At 45.4% G+C, this 18079-nt stretch carries 16 protein-coding genes and 5 tRNA genes; 19 read left to right on the top strand and 2 right to left on the bottom strand.

The window, feature by feature from the left end; all coding sequences use genetic code 11:
• The first annotated feature begins 48 nt into the window (after window positions 1–48).
• The 13 genes from ACFQ3J_RS24285 (at window position 49) to yajC (ending at window position 8661) form a co-directional block, all read left to right on the top strand.
• Window positions 49–125, top strand: a tRNA-Asp gene (locus ACFQ3J_RS24285).
• Between the two features lie 54 nt (window positions 126–179).
• A tRNA-Leu gene (locus ACFQ3J_RS24280) sits at window positions 180–260 on the top strand.
• Between the two features lie 9 nt (window positions 261–269).
• Window positions 270–341, top strand: a tRNA-Gly gene (locus ACFQ3J_RS24275).
• Window positions 342–405: 64 nt separating this feature from the next.
• Window positions 406–485: transfer RNA gene (locus tag ACFQ3J_RS24270), tRNA-Leu, on the top strand.
• A gap of 8 nt (window positions 486–493) precedes the next feature.
• A tRNA-Pro gene (locus tag ACFQ3J_RS24265) sits at window positions 494–567 on the top strand.
• A 99-nt stretch (window positions 568–666) separates the two neighbouring features.
• Entirely contained in the window at window positions 667–1338 is a 672-nt protein-coding gene (locus tag ACFQ3J_RS24260) for a BofC C-terminal domain-containing protein (protein ID WP_244533235.1), read from the top strand.
• Between the two features lie 195 nt (window positions 1339–1533).
• A complete protein-coding gene (ruvC, locus tag ACFQ3J_RS24255; RefSeq protein ID WP_091158928.1) occupies window positions 1534–2037 on the top strand; it encodes a crossover junction endodeoxyribonuclease RuvC in 504 nt (167 codons plus the stop codon).
• Entirely contained in the window at window positions 2034–2651 is a 618-nt protein-coding gene (ruvA, locus tag ACFQ3J_RS24250; RefSeq protein WP_091158927.1) for a Holliday junction branch migration protein RuvA, read from the top strand. The genes ruvC and ruvA overlap by 4 nt, the downstream gene beginning before the upstream one ends.
• A 55-nt stretch (window positions 2652–2706) precedes the next feature.
• Window positions 2707–3711, top strand: a complete 1005-nt coding sequence (gene ruvB / locus ACFQ3J_RS24245; protein ID WP_091158925.1) for a Holliday junction branch migration DNA helicase RuvB — start codon at window positions 2707–2709, stop codon at window positions 3709–3711.
• Window positions 3712–3964: 253 nt separating this feature from the next.
• Window positions 3965–6082 carry a SpoIID/LytB domain-containing protein gene (locus tag ACFQ3J_RS24240; protein ID WP_091158923.1) on the top strand — a complete coding sequence of 706 codons (2118 nt, stop codon included), beginning with the start codon at window positions 3965–3967 and terminating at the stop codon, window positions 6080–6082.
• A 7-nt stretch (window positions 6083–6089) separates the two neighbouring features.
• Complete coding sequence (gene queA, locus ACFQ3J_RS24235; protein ID WP_091158922.1) at window positions 6090–7118, top strand: tRNA preQ1(34) S-adenosylmethionine ribosyltransferase-isomerase QueA; 1029 nt, start codon at window positions 6090–6092, stop codon at window positions 7116–7118.
• Window positions 7119–7140: 22 nt separating this feature from the next.
• Window positions 7141–8280, top strand: a complete 1140-nt coding sequence (gene tgt / locus ACFQ3J_RS24230; protein WP_091158920.1) for a tRNA guanosine(34) transglycosylase Tgt — start codon at window positions 7141–7143, stop codon at window positions 8278–8280.
• A 69-nt stretch (window positions 8281–8349) separates the two neighbouring features.
• Window positions 8350–8661, top strand: a complete 312-nt coding sequence (yajC, locus tag ACFQ3J_RS24225) for a preprotein translocase subunit YajC (RefSeq protein ID WP_091158918.1) — start codon at window positions 8350–8352, stop codon at window positions 8659–8661.
• Window positions 8662–8825: 164 nt separating this feature from the next.
• Here the strand turns inward: yajC and ACFQ3J_RS24220 are convergent, their stop codons facing one another.
• Window positions 8826–9215, bottom strand: coding sequence for a TIGR04086 family membrane protein (locus ACFQ3J_RS24220; protein WP_091158916.1), 390 nt, complete (start codon window positions 9213–9215; stop codon window positions 8826–8828).
• 166 nt (window positions 9216–9381) lie between these two features.
• Between ACFQ3J_RS24220 and ACFQ3J_RS24215 the strand changes: the two genes are divergently transcribed.
• Window positions 9382–10137 (top strand): DUF421 domain-containing protein, encoded by a 756-nt coding sequence (locus tag ACFQ3J_RS24215; protein ID WP_170862454.1) that lies wholly within the window; start codon window positions 9382–9384, stop codon window positions 10135–10137.
• Between the two features lie 20 nt (window positions 10138–10157).
• Here ACFQ3J_RS24215 and spoVB read toward each other — a convergent pair whose 3' ends face one another.
• Window positions 10158–11744 carry a stage V sporulation protein B gene (gene spoVB, locus ACFQ3J_RS24210; RefSeq protein WP_091158914.1) on the bottom strand — a complete coding sequence of 529 codons (1587 nt, stop codon included), beginning with the start codon at window positions 11742–11744 and terminating at the stop codon, window positions 10158–10160.
• A 223-nt stretch (window positions 11745–11967) separates the two neighbouring features.
• On the opposite strand from spoVB, the gene ACFQ3J_RS24205 reads away from it, so the two are divergent.
• The 5 genes from ACFQ3J_RS24205 (at window position 11968) to recJ (ending at window position 18070) form a co-directional block, all read left to right on the top strand.
• The gene (locus tag ACFQ3J_RS24205; protein WP_047913325.1) at window positions 11968–12228 is read left to right on the top strand and encodes a post-transcriptional regulator; all 261 of its coding nucleotides are present in this window, start codon (window positions 11968–11970) and stop codon (window positions 12226–12228) included.
• A 130-nt stretch (window positions 12229–12358) separates the two neighbouring features.
• Window positions 12359–13609: a protein translocase subunit SecD gene (gene secD, locus ACFQ3J_RS24200; RefSeq protein WP_091159275.1), complete on the top strand. Its 1251-nt coding sequence runs from the start codon at window positions 12359–12361 to the stop codon at window positions 13607–13609.
• The gene (secF, locus tag ACFQ3J_RS24195) at window positions 13599–14510 is read left to right on the top strand and encodes a protein translocase subunit SecF (RefSeq protein WP_091158912.1); all 912 of its coding nucleotides are present in this window, start codon (window positions 13599–13601) and stop codon (window positions 14508–14510) included. The genes secD and secF overlap by 11 nt, the downstream gene beginning before the upstream one ends.
• Window positions 14511–14597: 87 nt before the next feature.
• A complete protein-coding gene (locus ACFQ3J_RS24190) occupies window positions 14598–15542 on the top strand; it encodes a cation diffusion facilitator family transporter (protein WP_091158910.1) in 945 nt (314 codons plus the stop codon).
• 122 nt (window positions 15543–15664) lie between these two features.
• Window positions 15665–18070: a single-stranded-DNA-specific exonuclease RecJ gene (gene recJ / locus ACFQ3J_RS24185; RefSeq protein ID WP_091158908.1), complete on the top strand. Its 2406-nt coding sequence runs from the start codon at window positions 15665–15667 to the stop codon at window positions 18068–18070.
• Window positions 18071–18079 lie beyond the last annotated feature (9 nt).

Raw genomic sequence — 18079 nt, 5'->3', positions numbered from 1 at the left:
AACCCGAAGGTCGCAGGTTCAAATCCTGCCCCCGCAATTGAATTACATGGAACTGTGGTGTAGAGGCCTAACATGCCTGCCTGTCACGCAGGAGATCGCGGGTTCGAATCCCGTCAGTTCCGCCATTATAATCCTTTGATAAGTAGTTGGTTCGAGTCTATATGACTCTCCATATATATGCGCGTGTGGCGGAATTGGCAGACGCACTAGACTTAGGATCTAGCGTCTTTGACGTGGGGGTTCAAGTCCCTCCACGCGCATCCTATTAAGCGGAAGTGGCTCAGCGGTAGAGCATCGCCTTGCCAAGGCGAGGGTCGCGGGTTCGATTCCCGTCTTCCGCTTTTATTTATTTTCACCCTAGTTACTCGAATATCGTTTGAAGAAGGTATTGAAATTACAAAATAGGCCGGTGTGGCGGAATTGGCAGACGCGCGCGACTCAAAATCGTGAGGGAAACCGTGGGGGTTCGAGTCCCTTCACCGGCATTGTTTATCGGGATGTAGCTCAGCTTGGTAGAGCACCTGGTTTGGGACCAGGGGGTCGCATGTTCAAATCGTGTCATCCCGATTCATAAAAAGGTTATCGCATACGCGGTAGCCTTTTTTGTATATATTTAGCGAATTCGGGTCACACTTAACAAAAAAAGTGTGATAGAAGGGGATTCCATTGATATTTTTTCGACGAAAAGATAAAGATAAACGATTCAAAGGGCTTAAACGAATTTTTTGGAGGCTTACAATTTGTTTAGTACTCGCGGCTATGGCTTTAGGCGGGCTTCCGCTATCACAATCATTGCAATCTCTATTGACTATGCCGGACAATGTGGAGGTCATCGGGAATAATTTAAATTTGATGGAAGAGTCTGATCCCTCACAGGAACTGCTTATAAAGAAAATTGAAGATACAGAACAGCTAACAGAAGTTGCCTTGGAGAAGAGTTATATTTGTGGTGTGGAGACCATATCTCTTGGAATATTCGATACCGCTGAAATGGTATCCATCATTAAACAGCATCCCGATTGGAGCGGCCGTTTGGACCAGAACCGACTTATACTGAACGAACAAATCAATGATTTATCTCCAGAATGCAGAGAAAATGCATTTATGGGGATGGACCCTAACGGGAATTTGATACTGTACCAAGGCGAACCTGACGAAGAAAAAGTGATTCGTACGTTTTTTCAGCTAGACGTAGGTACGATGGAATCCTCCCTCCCGGAAGGAGTACTTGAGCAGCTCCATAAAGGGATCCGCATCCAGGATGTTGATGAATATAACAGTGTTTTGTCAACTTTTAGTGATTACGCAGTAGCACCGGTCGGAAATATTGTAAGATGATCATTCCTAAAATATAAAGTTGTAGTTAATTGAAAGAGGGCAGTGAAAACTGCCTTTTTTTGCGTTCCTTTTGTTCGATATTCACGAAATTGTAGGAGTTTTCGTCGAAGTGCAAACTTTTTCGTTCTACACCTTGAACATTTGATATAATGATTAAACGATACATATGTTCGCAGATGTTAAGGAGAGATGGTTTTGCGCTTTTTAGGAATTGATCCTGGGATTGCTATTGTAGGGTTTGGCTTCGTAGATAAAACAGGGAACAAATTAACACCTGTACAATACGGATCGATCCAGACAGAGGCACATACGCCTGAAGAGGAACGACTTCTACATGTATATGAAGCGATGTCCCAATTAATAGATAAATATAAACCGGATGCGGTTGCGCTGGAAAAATTGTTTTTTAATCGAAATGTGACCACAGCGATGTCAGTAAGTCAGGCGAGGGGAGTGCTTGTTCTTGCTGCTACGCAAAGAGGTCTGCCTATTGCGGAGTACACACCAATGCAGGTCAAGCAGGCTATCGTTGGCTACGGTAAGGCAGAGAAGAAACAGGTACAGGAAATGGTTCGGATGTATCTCAAGCTGCAGGCTGTCCCTAAACCTGATGATGTCGCGGATGCCCTGGCTGTGGCTATATGTCATGCCCATTCTTATACTCTAAATTCGAAGTTAAATGAGGTTACGAGAAAATGATAGATTATATTAAAGGACCTGTGGTCATGATTGAAAATGATTATGTGGTCGTCGATGTTCAAGGAATCGGATATCAGATTTTTTGCCCGAATCCTTTTATTTTTGCTAAGCAGGAAGGGACTGCTGTGACCGTTTATACACATCATCATGTGCGAGAGGATGCCATGCTGTTGTACGGTTTTTCGACTCGTGAGGAGCAGCAGCTGTTTCGTAAATTAATCGAAGTCTCAGGGATTGGTCCTCGGGTAGCACTGGGTATCCTAACCGGAGGCACACCTGATCAGCTGATAGCGGCCATTCATCAAGAGAACATTATGTTCCTTACGAAACTACCGGGTATCGGTAAAAAGACGGCACAGCGGATGATACTTGACCTGAAGGACAAGCTTGACGGATTCGGAGGTACCATGTATGCTACCGGTCTATTCGCACCGAATGTGGCGGAAGAAGGCGATGGCTCCTATTGGTCAGAGGCACGAGAGGGCCTGAAGGCACTTGGATATACAGACAGCGAGCTGGACAAAGTATGGCTCAAGATGAAGAATGAGACAACGGCTGAGGATACAGCTGATCTCTTGATGAAGAAAGCACTTAAAATGTTGTTTACCGGATAAAGAAAGTGGGTTATTCCCGGCTTGTTAATGCTTGAAACAGAATAGAGGGATAAATATGGATGAACGGATTATATCCGCCAATCTGATGATGGAAGATCATGCGGTGGAGCTAAGTTTACGGCCCCGCTATTTAAATGAATATATAGGGCAAGATCAGGTCAAGGAGAATCTAAAGGTATATATTGAGGCCGCCAAAATGCGTAATGAAGCGCTGGATCACGTGTTATTGTACGGACCGCCGGGTCTTGGCAAAACAACATTATCCAATATTATCGCGAATGAGCTGGGTGTTAACCTTCGGACAACCTCAGGTCCTGCGATTGAACGGCCGGGTGATCTGGCTGCGCTCTTAACCAATTTGCAGGAAGGCGATGTTTTATTTATCGATGAAATTCATCGATTGCATCGTTCCGTTGAAGAAGTGCTGTATCCAGCTATGGAGGATTTTGCTCTTGATATTATGATCGGTAAAGGACCGAGTGCGCGTTCTGTGAGACTTGATCTTCCTCCATTTACACTGGTGGGCGCTACTACACGAGCAGGACTGCTGTCCGCACCGTTACGAGATCGTTTCGGGGTAATCAGTCGTCTTGAATTCTATACCGTGGACGAGCTGACTTATATTGTATCTCGTACAGCGGACTTGCTCGGCATTGAGATTGTTGGCGATGCGGCGGAAGAGATTGCACTTCGTTCGAGAGGAACGCCTCGAATTGCGAACAGATTGCTGAAGCGTGTACGTGATTTTGCTATGGTGCGCGGAGATGGAATCATAACTTCAGCCTTGGCAGAGGAAGCTCTAAAAAGATTGCAAATCGATCCTCGTGGACTTGACGATATAGATTATAAGATGCTGAAGTCGATGGTCATGAGCTTCCGTGGCGGGCCTGTCGGACTTGATACAATTGCAGCAACAATAGGGGAAGAAAGTCAGACGATCGAGGATGTCTACGAGCCTTATCTGCTTCAGATTGGATTTCTGCAGAGGACACCAAGAGGCAGAGTTGTAACACCTGCTGCATATGAACATCTCGGTATTCCCATGCCGACAGATAAATAGAGTTTAACGTTAGGTAAGTCATGACTACAGGCTTGTCCCGCCGCTGGAGAACAGACAATATACTTTCCAGCATCTTATTTTAAATGATGCCCAAAATCGTTGGTTAAGCAGGATAAACCTATATGTTTGAGGGTTTTGCTGACTTAATAAATTCGAAATATGCAAAAATCTGAGGTTCATCGTGCAGTAGTACAAACCGTATGAACGATAGAAATGGAGTCTTTGCACCAACATCGGGGAGGAGAATAACTAAATGTACCGAAGAACAAAGCCCAGCGAACATCGTTTGCATTGGTTAAAGAGGGCGAAGCTCGCTGTAGCAGCTGCAGTAGTAGCAGGAAGTCTTTACATGCCGTCACATGCTAATGCATCGGAAGTCGATACGATTCGTGTAGCTATGTTTGTTGACCTAGGCAGCACGTATAAGTCAACCACGCCGGCAGTTACTATGCAAACATCTGGAAATGGGACTGCTGGAATGTCAGGAAATAACGGATACGAAGCCTGGCTTACACTTTCAAGTGCTGATGAGGTTCGATTCAGTGTTGACGGGTATCGTTTAAAAGTATTCGAAACTAATGAGTTTGCAAAAGCGGCAGCCATCACTAAAGCTCTGCAGAGCACGGCTGACAAACCGATTATGTATTCTGCTTCTAAGAGCGGTAAAATAGTTTATCAGGTATATACAGGCAATTATAATACGCTGAGTCTGGCAGAGGCAGCTGCTTCACGAATTGCCCAGAATAACAGCGCCCTGTTAAACGGTCAAAAGCCTGCTGTGAAGGGAAGTAAACATAGCTCCGTAGGCGTCTACGCTTCCAAGGCAGCTGCTGACAAGGTGCGCAGCACAATTACGGCTGAAGGATTTGATGCTTATACGGTGCTGCAATCCAAGGGCACAGGGGCTCCTGAATATTCAGTTTGGATCGGTGAAGAGACGACAGATGCACTGCTCACTTCTGTTGAAAAAGCAGTGAAACAACAGCTGCCTCAGCTCACAATGACACCGGTCGTTCCAAGTACCAAAGCAATGATTATTCGAGAGGATACAACGCTGAATCTCGCTTCACCAGCAGCGAGGGATCATTATATCGTCAGTGGAAATGAGGCTAAGCTTGTACTGGACGGAGGAGAAGCTGGAACTCGTGTTACAGAACGTTCAGCAAGAACCTATCGTGGTGATTTTGAGATTAGCAGCTATAACGGTCAATTGGCATTGGTTAATGAGCTGCCGCTTGAACAATATCTCTACTCTGTAGTGGGGACGGAGGTATATACATCCTGGCCGGAAGAGACACTGAAAGCCCAGGCTGTTGCTGCACGGAGCTATGCTCTGTATCAGGGCAATCGTTTTACCATAGCCAATGTTGTAGATACGACGCTCAGTCAAGCCTACAATGGAATGGGTGCAGAGCATGAGCGTGTTACACAGGCCGTTGATGCGACGTCGGGTGAGGTTCTGAAGAGCGGCGGCAAGATTATTGAAGCGATCTTCTCATCCAATGCAGGGGGAACCACAGCTGATCCCTCAGAGGTGTGGAATGGCGGCGGAAACTTATTCGCTAGCGTAGAAAGTCCGGGGGACAAAGCAGCTCAGGAAGGTACATACGAGTGGTATCATGTGCTGCTTGCCGATGGCAAGACAGGCTACGTAAGGGAAGACAATACCAAATTGCTTGAAGGCACTACAGCGGCAGGGCTTCCAAAGCTGACAGTGACAGCTCAGAATACGAATGTGCGAAAAATTCCTTTGATTCAATCCGCTGTAAATCCAATATCACAATTGAATCCGGGAACAGAAGCCGTAGTTCTAGGCAAGGTTAATGAATCCGGAAGCTTCAGCTGGATGAGAGGTCCTTTCACATCCGCAGAGGTCGTAGCTATGCTCCAAGGCAAAGTAAACACCACTGTACCGTCCTCTATTACAAGTCTTGAAGTTACCGAACGAGGGTCGTCAGGCCGTGCTCTAGAAGTACGGGCCAACGCTCAGGTCCTTGGCGTAAAATATGGAGACGCTTATCGATCCGCATTTGGCAGCTTGCCAAGTACATTGTTTGATATTACGGATACCGGAAGTTATACTGTACTAGGTGCAAACGGACAAACCGCGGAGAAAAAAGGTTCTGGCGGTGCTTCTGTCATTTCAGCTTCGGGAACCTCATCCTACTCCGGCAATTCAATGGTCGTTATGAACGGCGATGGTAATGCAAGGGCTGTAAGCAAGACCCAATCCTTCTTGTTTAATGGACAAGGGTATGGTCACGGCTTGGGATTGTCTCAATGGGGTGCCAAGGGAATGGCAGATGAAGGGTATGATTACCAGTCTATTTTGAAACACTATTATCAGAATGTAACTATTGTTAAGGAATGACGAACTTATGAATGTAGATTTGTATGATTTTGAACTACCGGAGTCTCTGATTGCTCAAACGCCGCTAAAAGAGCGCAGCGCATCACGGCTGCTTACACTCAATAAAGAGACAGGTGCGATGGGGCACCACACTTTTACGGATATCATAGATTATCTTAATCCGGGGGATACATTAATACTTAATGATACAAGGGTTATTCCCGCCAGATTATTTGGTGTTAAAGAGGATACTGGCGCTAAGGCTGAAGTTCTCTTACTGCATAATCTTGGGGAAGATCGCTGGGAAACGCTCGTTAAGCCGGGGAAAAAGCTAAAGAAGGGAGCCGTCATCCGATTCGGTGAAGAGTTGTCCGCTACAATTGAGGAAGAGAGCGATATGGGTGGACGAGTAATTCGCTTTAGCTATGACGGTATTTTCCAGGAAATACTGGATCGTTTAGGGCAGATGCCACTTCCTCCGTATATTAAGGAGAAGCTGGAGGATAAGGAACGCTATCAGACAGTATATGCTAAGCATGAAGGCTCTGCAGCGGCTCCAACGGCAGGTCTTCACTTCACTGAAGAGCTCCTTGAGAGAATTCAGGCCAAAGGAATCTCAATTGGATTCATAACCCTTCATGTAGGGCTTGGAACGTTTCGTCCCATGTCGGTCGATGTCGTAGAGGAACATGTCATGCATGCGGAATACTACTCTCTGAATCAAGAAACAGCGGATCTGATTAATGAGACGAAAAACCGTGGGGGAAGAGTTATCGCCGTGGGAACAACGAGCTGCCGAACCCTCGAAACCGTAGGGACCCAGCTTGAAGGTAAAGAGCTGACAGCCAGCAGTGGCTGGACAGATATATTTATGTACCCAGGGTATGAATTTAAGGTCGTTGATGCTCTAATCACGAATTTCCACCTTCCCAAATCAACACTTGTCATGCTGGTAAGTGCTCTTGCTGGTCTTGAGAACATCATGACTGCCTACAAAGAGGCAGTAAATCAAGAATATCGTTTCTTCAGCTTCGGAGATTCAATGTTCATTTACTAAGATAGAGGATGAGAATAATAAAATGTCAGCAGCAATTACTTATGAACATATCAAAACCTGTAAGCAATCAGGTGCCCGTTTGGGACGAGTCCACACGCCGCATGGTGTTATCGAGACTCCCATTTTTATGCCGGTAGGAACCCAAGCTACAGTTAAGACAATGAGTCCGGAAGAGCTTAAAGAGATGGAGGCTCAGATTATACTGAGCAACACCTATCATTTGTTTTTGCGTCCAGGACACGATATTGTACGTGAAGCGGGAGGCCTGCACAAATTTATGAATTGGGATCGTCCTATTCTGACGGATAGCGGCGGATTTCAAGTGTTCTCCTTGAGCGACATGCGTAAAATCACTGAGGAAGGGGTACATTTCCGATCTCATTTGAACGGGGATAAATTGTTCCTCTCTCCTGAGGTTGCAATGGAGATTCAAAACTCTCTTGGTTCGGATATTATGATGGCCTTTGATGAATGCCCTCCATATCCTGCAGACTATGAATACGTTAAGAGATCGCTCGAAAGAACGAGCCGCTGGGCAGAGCGCTGTCTTGAAAGTCATGCAAGACCTCATGACCAAGGTTTGTTCGCGATCATACAAGGTGGAATGCATGAAGATTTGCGTAAACAAAGCGCTCAAGATTTGACTTCCATGGATTTCCCGGGGTATGCTATTGGTGGACTAAGTGTGGGAGAGCCCAAACATTTAATGTACCAAGTTTTGGATTATACGGTCCCATTGCTTCCGGCAGATAAGCCGCGTTATTTGATGGGTGTCGGTTCCCCTGATGCATTGATTGAGGGAGCAATCCGAGGCGTGGATATGTTTGATTGTGTACTTCCTACTCGTATTGCACGTAATGGAACTACAATGACTAGTCAAGGCAGACTTGTTGTGCGTAACGCGAAGTATGCCCGTGATTTTAGTCCGCTTGATCCTGAATGCGATTGCTATACATGCCGGAACTACTCAAGAGCATATCTACGGCACTTGATTAAGGCAGACGAAACGTTTGGCCTACGTCTTACAACGTATCATAACCTGCATTTCTTATTGAATTTAATGAAGAAAGTGCGTCAGGCGATCATGGATGACCGTCTACTAGATTTCCGTGATGAATTCTTTGAGCAATATGGTCTCCATGACAATGACAAAGGATTTTAGATCCGCGAGTATGGTTTAAGCAGGATCATGATTATAAGGATTGTTAATTTTAGAAAGGGGGGAAAACAGATGATAAATGCTCCATTACAAGCAGGAGGTACAGGCGGTAGTCTTCAGCTCATCATAATGATGGTACTTATGTTTGCGGTGTTTTATTTTCTTCTGATCAGACCGCAGCAAAAGAGACAAAAAGAACATAGAAACTTGCTGAACTCCTTGAAAAAGGGAGATAAGGTCGTTACAATTGGCGGACTTCACGGTGTGATCACTGAAGTTACGGACGATACGATCGTTTTGCGCGTAAACGATGTCACTAAGTTGACATTTAACCGCAACAGCATCAGCTCCGTCGTTCCAAGAGAAAGCGAAGAAACAGCATAAGCATCCGCTTGAATTGAAGTGAACATGAATGCTCTTAATAGGGACAAACAGGTGCACTAATAAAAGCTGTAGAAATGAGAAAGGACTCCATGCCGGAGTCCTTTTATTTTGATTTGGAGGATGATATATATGGATTTTGGAAAATAAACTGTGGGAGGGTGATGCTATCTCTTGATATTAACTCCGAAGATCCCACCAAGGGCAGCAACGAAAAATGCAATTACCCATTGCAGCAAGTCATATAATTGAATCGAAGAATTAAGAGCTAGAAATCCGATAACAAAGACGAGAAGACCGTATACCACTCCTGTAATACCACCATGATACCATCCGCGCTCCCCCGATTTTTTTCCTGAAGCGAACCCTCCGAATAAAAGGGCAATTGAATGAACGAAATAGGTATAGGAGGATAAGTCTTGCTCTCGCATACCTGTCAGCCACAGAAAGAGAGATAAAACCAAGGCACCAACAAACATCCACACAAAGGCAGTAATTAATCCTGAGAGCAGCGGGCTGTGAATACGAATGGAAAATACGCGGCGTACAAAATCCATACAGGAAACCTCCTTGATCGGCTTTAATTAATACATTCTATGGCCAAGCTATACGGCTTATGTTCTCATTTTCCATTAATTAAATGGAATGGCTCTCTTGAACTTCGGTCAACCTATTCATTACCAATGTCCACATTTGACCCATAGCTACAGGGAGGCACGGATCATGATCGATCATGTCATGTTACATATTCTGCGTACGGTACTCATGTACTGTATTGCTGCTTTTGCAATTCGTTTGATGGGCAAAAGAGAAATAGGGAAGCTGTCTGTTTTTGATCTCGTTATATCCATCATGCTCGCAGAGATTGCAGTCTTCGCTATAGAGGATGTAGAAAGACCTCTATATGAAGGCATTGTGCCGATTATAACACTCATTATTCTGCAGGTATGTCTCGCCCTCCTCGGGCTAAAGAGCAGATGGTTCCGTCTGGCTGCAGATGGTAAGCCGGTCATTCTCGTGTCGGACGGAAAACTGCAGCGTGATGAAATGAAAAGACAGCGATATAATCTTGACGATCTCATGCTGCAATTGCGCGAACAGAATGTTGATAATGTTGACGACTTACAGTTTGCCATTCTAGAGACAACTGGGAAGCTGTCCATCATTCCAAAAGAGAAGAGGCCGGATGAGAAACCAAAGCATCCACAAGAAAGCCTATATTCACATATGAGCGAAGCTGCAGAAGAGCAGAAGAGTATCAATTTGACGAATATCCGTTATGAGGCACTGCCGCTTCCGCTCATTATGGATGGGAAGGTGCAGGATGCCAATCTGGATATGATTCAGAAAAACCGCTTCTGGCTGAAGAATCAGATCCAAGAGCATGGGATAAAAGACTTCAAGGATGTCTTTCTATGCTCAATTGATCATAAGGGCCAGATATACGTTAACGCTAAAAAAGACAGTTCTAAAAAATAATTCGAAAAATAAGCGGCAAGCTATTTACGTGGCGATATCCATGAGCCGATAAAAGGAACACGGGACAAATCGTGCAAGTCAATTAAACGGCAGGCTGCCATTACTGCTAAATAAACGATAAGTCCTATCCAACTGGAAACTGCAAATTGTAAGAAGGATAAATGAGTCCAAGGCAGATGGATGAACAAATATTGTGCGACACCGGCCATAATTACCATGCCCGCTGCCACTTTAATGAGATCGAGCCAACGAAAGCGAAAGCCAAGGAGCTGTCTCAAGCTTTGTCCGTGAAGCAGAGTGACAATGAGGGAGTTAACACAGATGGCAATGACCGCTCCGTATATGCCATATTCAGGTCTTGAAGCAAGCGTAAGGATAAGAGTAATTTTAATAACGGCACCGATCGTGGTGTTGATAAGGGCTCTTCCTGGTCGATCTAAAGCTTGTAGTGCGGCCTGGAGTGGAGCTTGTACATAGATGAACAGGGCAAATGGAGTCATGGTCTTGAGCATGTCGGCGATGGAGCCATCGTCATAAAGCAGCCGGCAAAGAGGCTCCGCAAGTACATACATCACGACTGCAAAGGGTCCGCCGGTGACAAGAGCAAGTCTGAGTGATTGATGAAGTCTCTTGTGAATGGTTTTATAATCTTTTCTTGCGGCTGCCTCCGATAATGACGGAACGAGCGATGTAGCCAGTGATGATGTCAATGCACCAGGAAGCAGCAGCAAAGGGATTACCATGCCTTGGAGTGCACCATATTGTGCTGTAGCCAATGCCTTGGTCAGACCCGCAAGGGCGAGACTTTGAGCTGTAACGATAGTCTCCAGCAAGTAAGACAATGAACCTACTAGGCGACCGGCTGTAACTGGAATAGAGATGGCCATTAGTTTTTTGAAAATCGATTTTTGCTGTCCCTTACTCTGTTTAGCAGGTGATGATGGGAGAGAAGGTAATGTTTTTCCCGCTTTTCTGTATTTCTCATGCTGCCAGAGGAGTACAATCATACCGATAAGCTCACCTGCGACCGCGCCCAGCATAGCTCCTGCCGCCGCATATTCGATGCCTCGTGGAAGCAGAAGATAGGAGAACCACAGCACACACAATATTCTCATGAGCGTCTCGGCAATGGAGGAAGCGGCAGAGGGAATCATGTTTTGTTTTCCTTGGAAATATCCTCTGTATACGGACGAAACAGCGATGATGAGAATCATCGGTGTCATGCTGACAAAGGTATGGTAGACACGCTCATCAGTTAGAATGGTGCTAGTTACCCATGGTGCAAAGATAATACATAAGGTAGTGAACAACACGCCCAGCGACAACGTGAACATCAGACTTACTCTAAGAATTTTTTCTGATGAACCGTTACCGTTATTGCCTAAGGATTCGGCTTCAGCCACAAGCTTAGCGATCGCTAAGGGAAGGCCTCCAGTGATCAGAGTCACGATTACGATAAAGAATGGGTAACCTTGCTGGTATAGGCCGACACCCTCAGCTCCAATCACTCTTGGCAGTATAATACGGGGAATAAATCCAAGGATACGATTGATAATGCCGGCTGCAAGTAGAATCATGGTTCCTTGGATGAATGTTTGTTTTTTCATAAATGGACTTCCCTCTTCCCCTGGGTTAATACTTATTCCTGTGTCTAGTGGACTGGCTCTTAATAAATGGATATGCCAGACCTGTCCCATCTCATGACTAGGAAGTTTGCCAATTATGAGATTTCCTGAATATAACAGCCTTCTAATCCTGAATCAGGCAGGAGTATTGCGGGTATAAGACGAATAAATGAATATGGAATGTCTAAAGGGAGGACTGAAGCAGATGGATTCCACAATTGAAGAGATGGATGGACAGGAGCTAGAAGAAGCCATCGAGCTGTTATGCTGCAGTAAAGCGGAGGAACTTCGGTTGGTAGGATATGAGCATGTAACCAGTAAGGATGTTTGGAACTGTATTAGTCATAAATACGAGAAACACGGCGTTCCGCAGCTGCATCAGCTGGTTAACGATATTTTATCGCTGAAGGCAACCAGCTTTATGAATTACATGACGCTGTCCGCTTATCGAGGTTCCTCTTTCTAATCGAGAGAGGAATTTTTTTGTTCCAAAATAACGATTTACTTAATGCCTTTTTCATATAGGAAAATTGACTGAGATTTCCTGCATCGCTATAATAGGAATATTGAGAATGAAGGGGGATAAAAGTGACGGCATGAAGAGAGCTATCAGTTTCATTCTGGTCGTGCTTGTGACCGCCGGCGTTATGGCCTATACAAGCCCAGGTCTGCTTAACAATATACGCCTCGGCCTCGATTTAAAGGGAGGCTTCGAGATTTTATATGAAGCTGAGCCGCTGGAAGCAGGACAAGAAGTCACCAGAGAATCACTTACACAAACGGCGAAGAGTCTCGAGCAACGTGCCAATGCATTAGGTACAAGTGAGCCTGAAGTAACAACAGAGGGTACAAACCGGATTCGCTTGAAGCTAGCTGGAGTTACGGATGAGACAGAGGTACGCAGGCAGATGAAGGAGCCGGCAGTTCTGACGTTCCGTAGTGCTCAGGAAGGGGACGAGCCTGGGGAGTACAGCAAGATAGAGCTCAGAGGAAATGAGTTTGTCGAGAACGGCGCCTCTGTTGTATTTAACAGCTTAAACGAGCCTATGGTAGACATTCAGGTCAAGGACAAGGATAAGTTCGCAGAAATTACGGAGCGTCTGCAGGGTCAAGATCTGGCTATTTACTTGGATGATGAGCTGTTGTCTGCTCCGGTAGTGCGACAAGTATTGACCGATGGCAGGGCACAAATTTCAGGAAGCTACACACGGGAAGAAGCGAATCAGCTTCGAGACACAATCAATCTGGGTGCCTTGCCGCTGAAGCTGACAGAGAAATACTCTCAAAGCGTGGGAGCTTCACTTGGACAGCTATCCCTAGAGCAGACAATTAAAGCCGGAATTATTGCATCCGCCTTTATTTTGATATTTATGATTGGGTTATATCGTATACCTGGGATTGTAGCAAGCTTTTGCCTCATTGTGCATACATGGCTTGTTTTGCTTATTTTTTATTGGGGGGATTTTGTTCTCACCCTGCCAGGGATCGCGGCCTTCATTCTGGGGATCGGGATGGCGGTTGACGCCAATATTATTACCTATGAACGGATTAAAGAAGAGCTTCGCAGCGGAAAGAGTGTCATGTCTGCTGTCAAGTCCGGTGAACGGATCTCATTCCGTACGGTAATGGATTCGAATGTCACAACGATTATTGCAGCTGCTGTTATGTTCTGGCTCGGTACCGGAGCAGTCAGAGGCTTTGCAATTGTTCTGATTATAGATATTGTAACGAGCATTCTTACGAATATCTTCTTCTCCCGCTTCTTGCTGAACTTGCTTGTCAAAGCAAAACTGATTAAGAAGCCTTCTTACTTCGGCGTGAAGGAGAGTGAAATTCGTGCGCTTTAATTGGGAATTTGATTACATCAAAGTAAGCAAATATTTTTATACGTTTTCCATCGTTATCACTTTGCTTGGGATATTAAGCCTTGCTGTCTTTGGGCTTAACTATGGCGTGGATTTTCGTTCAGGCTCGAATGTAGACGTATCTGCATCCAAAACCATTACAACGGAAGAAATCGAACCTGTCCTTGAAGAGCTGGGACTTGCGGATGATGAGCCTGCCATTTCTGCAGGTACAAGCCGAGTGAGCATTCGTTTTTCTTCGGTGCTTAATGAAGAACAGGAAGCAAGTCTGAAATCGGCTTTTAATGAACAAATTGACCCGGAAGCGTCCTTTGAAGTCAACACCGTCGATCCGGAAATGGCCAAAGAGCTGGGACGCAATGCCATTTATGCGGTATTGATCGCAAGCTTGGGGATTTTGATCTATGTTACGATCCGGTTTGAGTGGAGATTTGCTGTAGCTGCAATTGTAGCACTGCTTCATGATGCCTTTGTCGTCATCAGTATTTTCTCCATATTCAGATGGGAAGTGGATCTGACCTTTATCACGGCTGTATTGACGATTGTCGGTTTCTCCATCAACGATACCATCGTTGTATTTGACCGGATTCGAGAGAATTTGAGATTTACCAAGATTAAGTCACGCAAAGATGTGAACGAGGTTGTAAACCGAAGCATTGCACAGACGATGACTCGTTCACTGAATACGACCATTACCGTATTTATTGCATCATTGTTCTTATTCCTGCTGGGCGGCGAATCGATTCGCATGTTCTCACTGGCTATGGTGATTGGTCTTGTCTTCGGCGCCTACTCATCCATATTTATTGCAAGTCCGCTCTGGGCGATTCTTAAAAACAAACAAAAGCCAATAACAAACAATCCTGCGAAGTCGACTAGCTGACTTTAATGGAAAAAAACAAAGAAAGCCGCGTCTACGTAAGGCGCGGCTTTCGAATCTAACCGTCTAACGTGTAGAGGGGGAACACGGATGACCACTGAATATTTGCAACACATAAACAAGTCACGTTTCTGGACCGGCATGCTTGGAAATATGGGACTGACTATTTTAAAAGGCAGTGTGGGTTATATTTCGGGAAACAAGGCGCTTTTGAGCGACGCCATGTACTCGGCAGGAGAGGTCTCTGCACTTATTACACATAGGTTCGGTAACGCGAATAAGGAAATAACAGAATCCTCTTCAGGCCACACGGTTCGATTCGGAGAATTTCTTGCACTCATCATTCCTTTGCTCGTGATATTAGGTGCGATGCAAATTGCTTTCTCTTCTGTCTATGTTATGGTGGTAGGTGACCTTGAACCGCCGCAGCTGATGGTCCTCATCATCGCGTTTGTTGCGTTTGTTGCTAGAGAGATATGGTTTCAATATGAATGGCGACGCAGCCTCAAAGATAAACGGGCAATTCATATGATGGGCCATAGTCACCGTCTAGCTCTTTATAGCTCTCTAATCGTCCTTGCAGGCATCACTCTTGCTATGGTCGGTAAAGAATTGGATAACTCAATGCTTCTATATTGTGAACCTGTTGCTGCACTAATGACATCTGCAATCGTGATCTGGAAGGGATATGAGCTGCTCGTGAACTATTTCTTGGGCCATAGAGAAAAGGGGATTCGGCGAGATACCTATGATTACATGGAGACAGTTCAGCGCGTTCATGGTATTGTAACGGTTGAACAGATTCATGCCTATGAGCGGACTAGTGGTATTTATGTAGATGTCATAGTTACAGTGAATCCAAGAATGAGCGTTGCTGAGGCACAGGAAACGTCTGAACGTGTTAAGGTTCTGCTTGTAGGACGATTTGAACACATTGCAGAGGTCAGCATAGAAGTTTTGCCGTATTTGTCAGAGTATCCATATAAGAGCAATTATGAGCTGGCTGAACGCGAGTCGACTACTTTGCTTCAATAAACAAACGGCCAGCGTATATGAGTAGCTGGCTATTGATATATATGGTTTGCGGCGTGCTGGATGGATTGAACTGTGGATAGTGATGCCTTAGTTCATTCTGTATAGAAAGAAAGGTGATTTCAGTGCTTTACTCGAAATATCAATGGAACATGCCGGAGCATGATGAGGAAGAAATACACAAATTAGCTGAAGATCTAAACATATCTCCCCTGATGGCTAGACTGCTTGCTAACCGAGGATTAGGAAGTACGGATAGCGCTTCATCCTTCTTGAATGCTGCTGCCGTATCCATGCATGATCCTTATCTGTTAAAAGGAATGAAGGAAGCAGTGCCTCGCATTAAGGATGCGCTGGATCAAGGTGAACATATTTTAATTTATGGTGACTATGACGCGGATGGAGTCTCCAGTACCTCACTGATGATTCATTTGATGCGCAGACTCTCTGCCTCTTACGATATATATATTCCCCATCGTGCAAATGAAGGCTACGGCCTTCACAACCATGCTCTGGATTGGGCTCATCAGCAGGGAGTTACACTAATTATTACAGTGGATACAGGAATAAGCGCTGTGGAACAAATCGCATATGCCAGAGAGCTCGGTATCGATGTCATTGTCACTGATCATCACGAGCCCCCTGATCTATTGCCGGAAGCCTATTCCCTGATTAACCCCAAGCAAAAAGATTGCCCATATCCTTTTAAAGGACTAGCTGGGGTGGGGGTTGCTTTGAAACTTGCCCAAGCGATTCTAGGGGATGTGCCCAAGGAATGGATGGAAATTGCTAGCATCGGCACGATAGCGGATCTAATGCCGCTTACGGGTGAGAATCGAATCATTGTTAAGCAAGGTATTGAATCCATGAGAAATACTGCTTATCTTGGGATTCGTGCACTCCTCGAGATCAGCGGAGTTGATCTAGCTACCGTCAATTCTGTTCATATCGGTTTTTCAGTAGGTCCCCGTATTAACGCAAGCGGCAGACTTGATCATGCAGGCAGGGCTGTTGCCCTATTAACTACCGAGAGTCAAGATGAAGCGGTAAGACTTGCCGAGGAGCTGGATCTGCTTAATCGGGAGCGTCAGCAGGTGGTGCAGCAAATGACGCAGCAAGCTGTCGAGATGCTGGAGCATAAAAAAGCCTCCGGTGGTCAACTTCCACATGTTATTGTCCTTGCAGGCGAGGGCTGGAATCCAGGTGTTGTAGGGATTGTGGCATCTAAAGTGCTGGAACGTTATTATCGGCCCACTTTAATACTGGGCATCGATCCAGAGACCGGCAAATGTAAAGGGTCTGCCCGATCCGTCCCTGGACTCGACATTTATGAGGCACTAACCTCATGCAAGGACGTCATGGATCATTATGGAGGTCATCCTGCGGCAGCAGGAATGACGCTGCATCGTGATCAACTGTCTCTTCTCGAGCAGCAGCTGAACGAGTACGCGGAGAGAACGATGCAGCCTGAGCATTTTATTCCGGTGAGGGAAACAGATGGAGAGTGCAGTTTAAGTGAGGTACCTCTGTCTGTCATCGAAGAGCTGGAGCTGCTTCAGCCTTTTGGAATGGACAATCCGACTCCTAAATTCGTAATCCGAAATGTCAATCTGGTCGGAATTCGCAAGATGGGGAAGGATCAGTCTCATTTAAAGCTTACGCTAGAACAAGATGGTCAGCTCATTGATGCGGTTTCGTTTGGGAGCGGCGTATTTGCGGACTACCTACCAGAAGGCTCTGCATTTGAAGTGATGGGTGAGCTGCAAATCAATGAATGGAATGGATCTAGAAAGCTGCAGCTGATGCTGGAGGATTTCAGATTTCCAGAGCACCAGGTATTCGATTATCGGGGAAGCAGGGATCCAGCACGCGAGATCGAGCGTTTTATACAGCAGCTGGGAAGCCGTGCTCAATCCGCTTCAAGCATCAACGGAGTGCTTGTTCATGAAAAAAATATATTTGGTCTAGAAAACCAATTGAATGAAAAGGCAATTTGGGTATATGATAGGAAGGTTGGAGTCGTTCCGAAGAACGACTTAGCGTTAGGATTTGAGGGAGAGCAGCTAGATAATCTGTTTGTTCTGGATACCCCCAAAACTGCCGAGCAATTAACAGCGATGCAAAGCTTGATCAAGAGAACGGGTAATGTTATTCTTCTTCACGCCCATGTACATCGCAGCGAAAGACTGCAGCGATTTACACGTGATGATTTTAAACGTATATATGTCCTTATATCCAAATGGGGACAAGAAGCTGTACCGGAAAAAGGAATGATGGAGGCACTCAGCCGTCAGTGCGGATATTCTGTAAGGATGATCTCCAAGGTGATGGATGTGTTTGAGGAGCTGTCATTCATTGAACGAAATTCTGGTACAATAACATTCGTGAGGAATCCTTCCAAGCAAAATTTGATGGATTCCCGAAACTACCAGGCTATTGAACAGCTCGTTGATATGGAACATGCGATGTTTGATTTGGCAGCGCCCCAACTGATGCAATGGATGATGTCTCACATGAAAGGTGCATCCTAAGCATTCATT

The organism is Paenibacillus provencensis (genome assembly GCF_042678545.1).
GTDB lineage: Bacteria > Bacillota > Bacilli > Paenibacillales > Paenibacillaceae > Paenibacillus > Paenibacillus provencensis.
This window is presented reverse-complemented; position numbering and strand designations above follow the sequence as displayed.

Bases quoted from the DNA above. Each gene is read 5' to 3' on its own strand.
- ACFQ3J_RS24240 (WP_091158923.1), top strand. From the start codon at position 3,965: ATGTACCGAAGAACAAAGCCCAGCGAACATCGTTTGCATTGGTTAAAG.
- ruvB (WP_091158925.1), top strand. From the start codon at position 2,707: ATGGATGAACGGATTATATCCGCCAATCTGATGATGGAAGATCATGCG.
- secD (WP_091159275.1), top strand. From the start codon at position 12,359: ATGAAGAGAGCTATCAGTTTCATTCTGGTCGTGCTTGTGACCGCCGGC.
- ACFQ3J_RS24190 (WP_091158910.1), top strand. From the start codon at position 14,598: ATGACCACTGAATATTTGCAACACATAAACAAGTCACGTTTCTGGACC.
- tgt (WP_091158920.1), top strand. From the start codon at position 7,141: ATGTCAGCAGCAATTACTTATGAACATATCAAAACCTGTAAGCAATCA.
- ACFQ3J_RS24220 (WP_091158916.1), bottom strand. From the start codon at position 9,215: ATGGATTTTGTACGCCGCGTATTTTCCATTCGTATTCACAGCCCGCTG.
- ruvA (WP_091158927.1), top strand. From the start codon at position 2,034: ATGATAGATTATATTAAAGGACCTGTGGTCATGATTGAAAATGATTAT.
- spoVB (WP_091158914.1), bottom strand. From the start codon at position 11,744: ATGAAAAAACAAACATTCATCCAAGGAACCATGATTCTACTTGCAGCC.
- yajC (WP_091158918.1), top strand. From the start codon at position 8,350: ATGATAAATGCTCCATTACAAGCAGGAGGTACAGGCGGTAGTCTTCAG.
- ACFQ3J_RS24215 (WP_170862454.1), top strand. From the start codon at position 9,382: ATGATCGATCATGTCATGTTACATATTCTGCGTACGGTACTCATGTAC.
- ACFQ3J_RS24205 (WP_047913325.1), top strand. From the start codon at position 11,968: ATGGATTCCACAATTGAAGAGATGGATGGACAGGAGCTAGAAGAAGCC.
- queA (WP_091158922.1), top strand. From the start codon at position 6,090: ATGAATGTAGATTTGTATGATTTTGAACTACCGGAGTCTCTGATTGCT.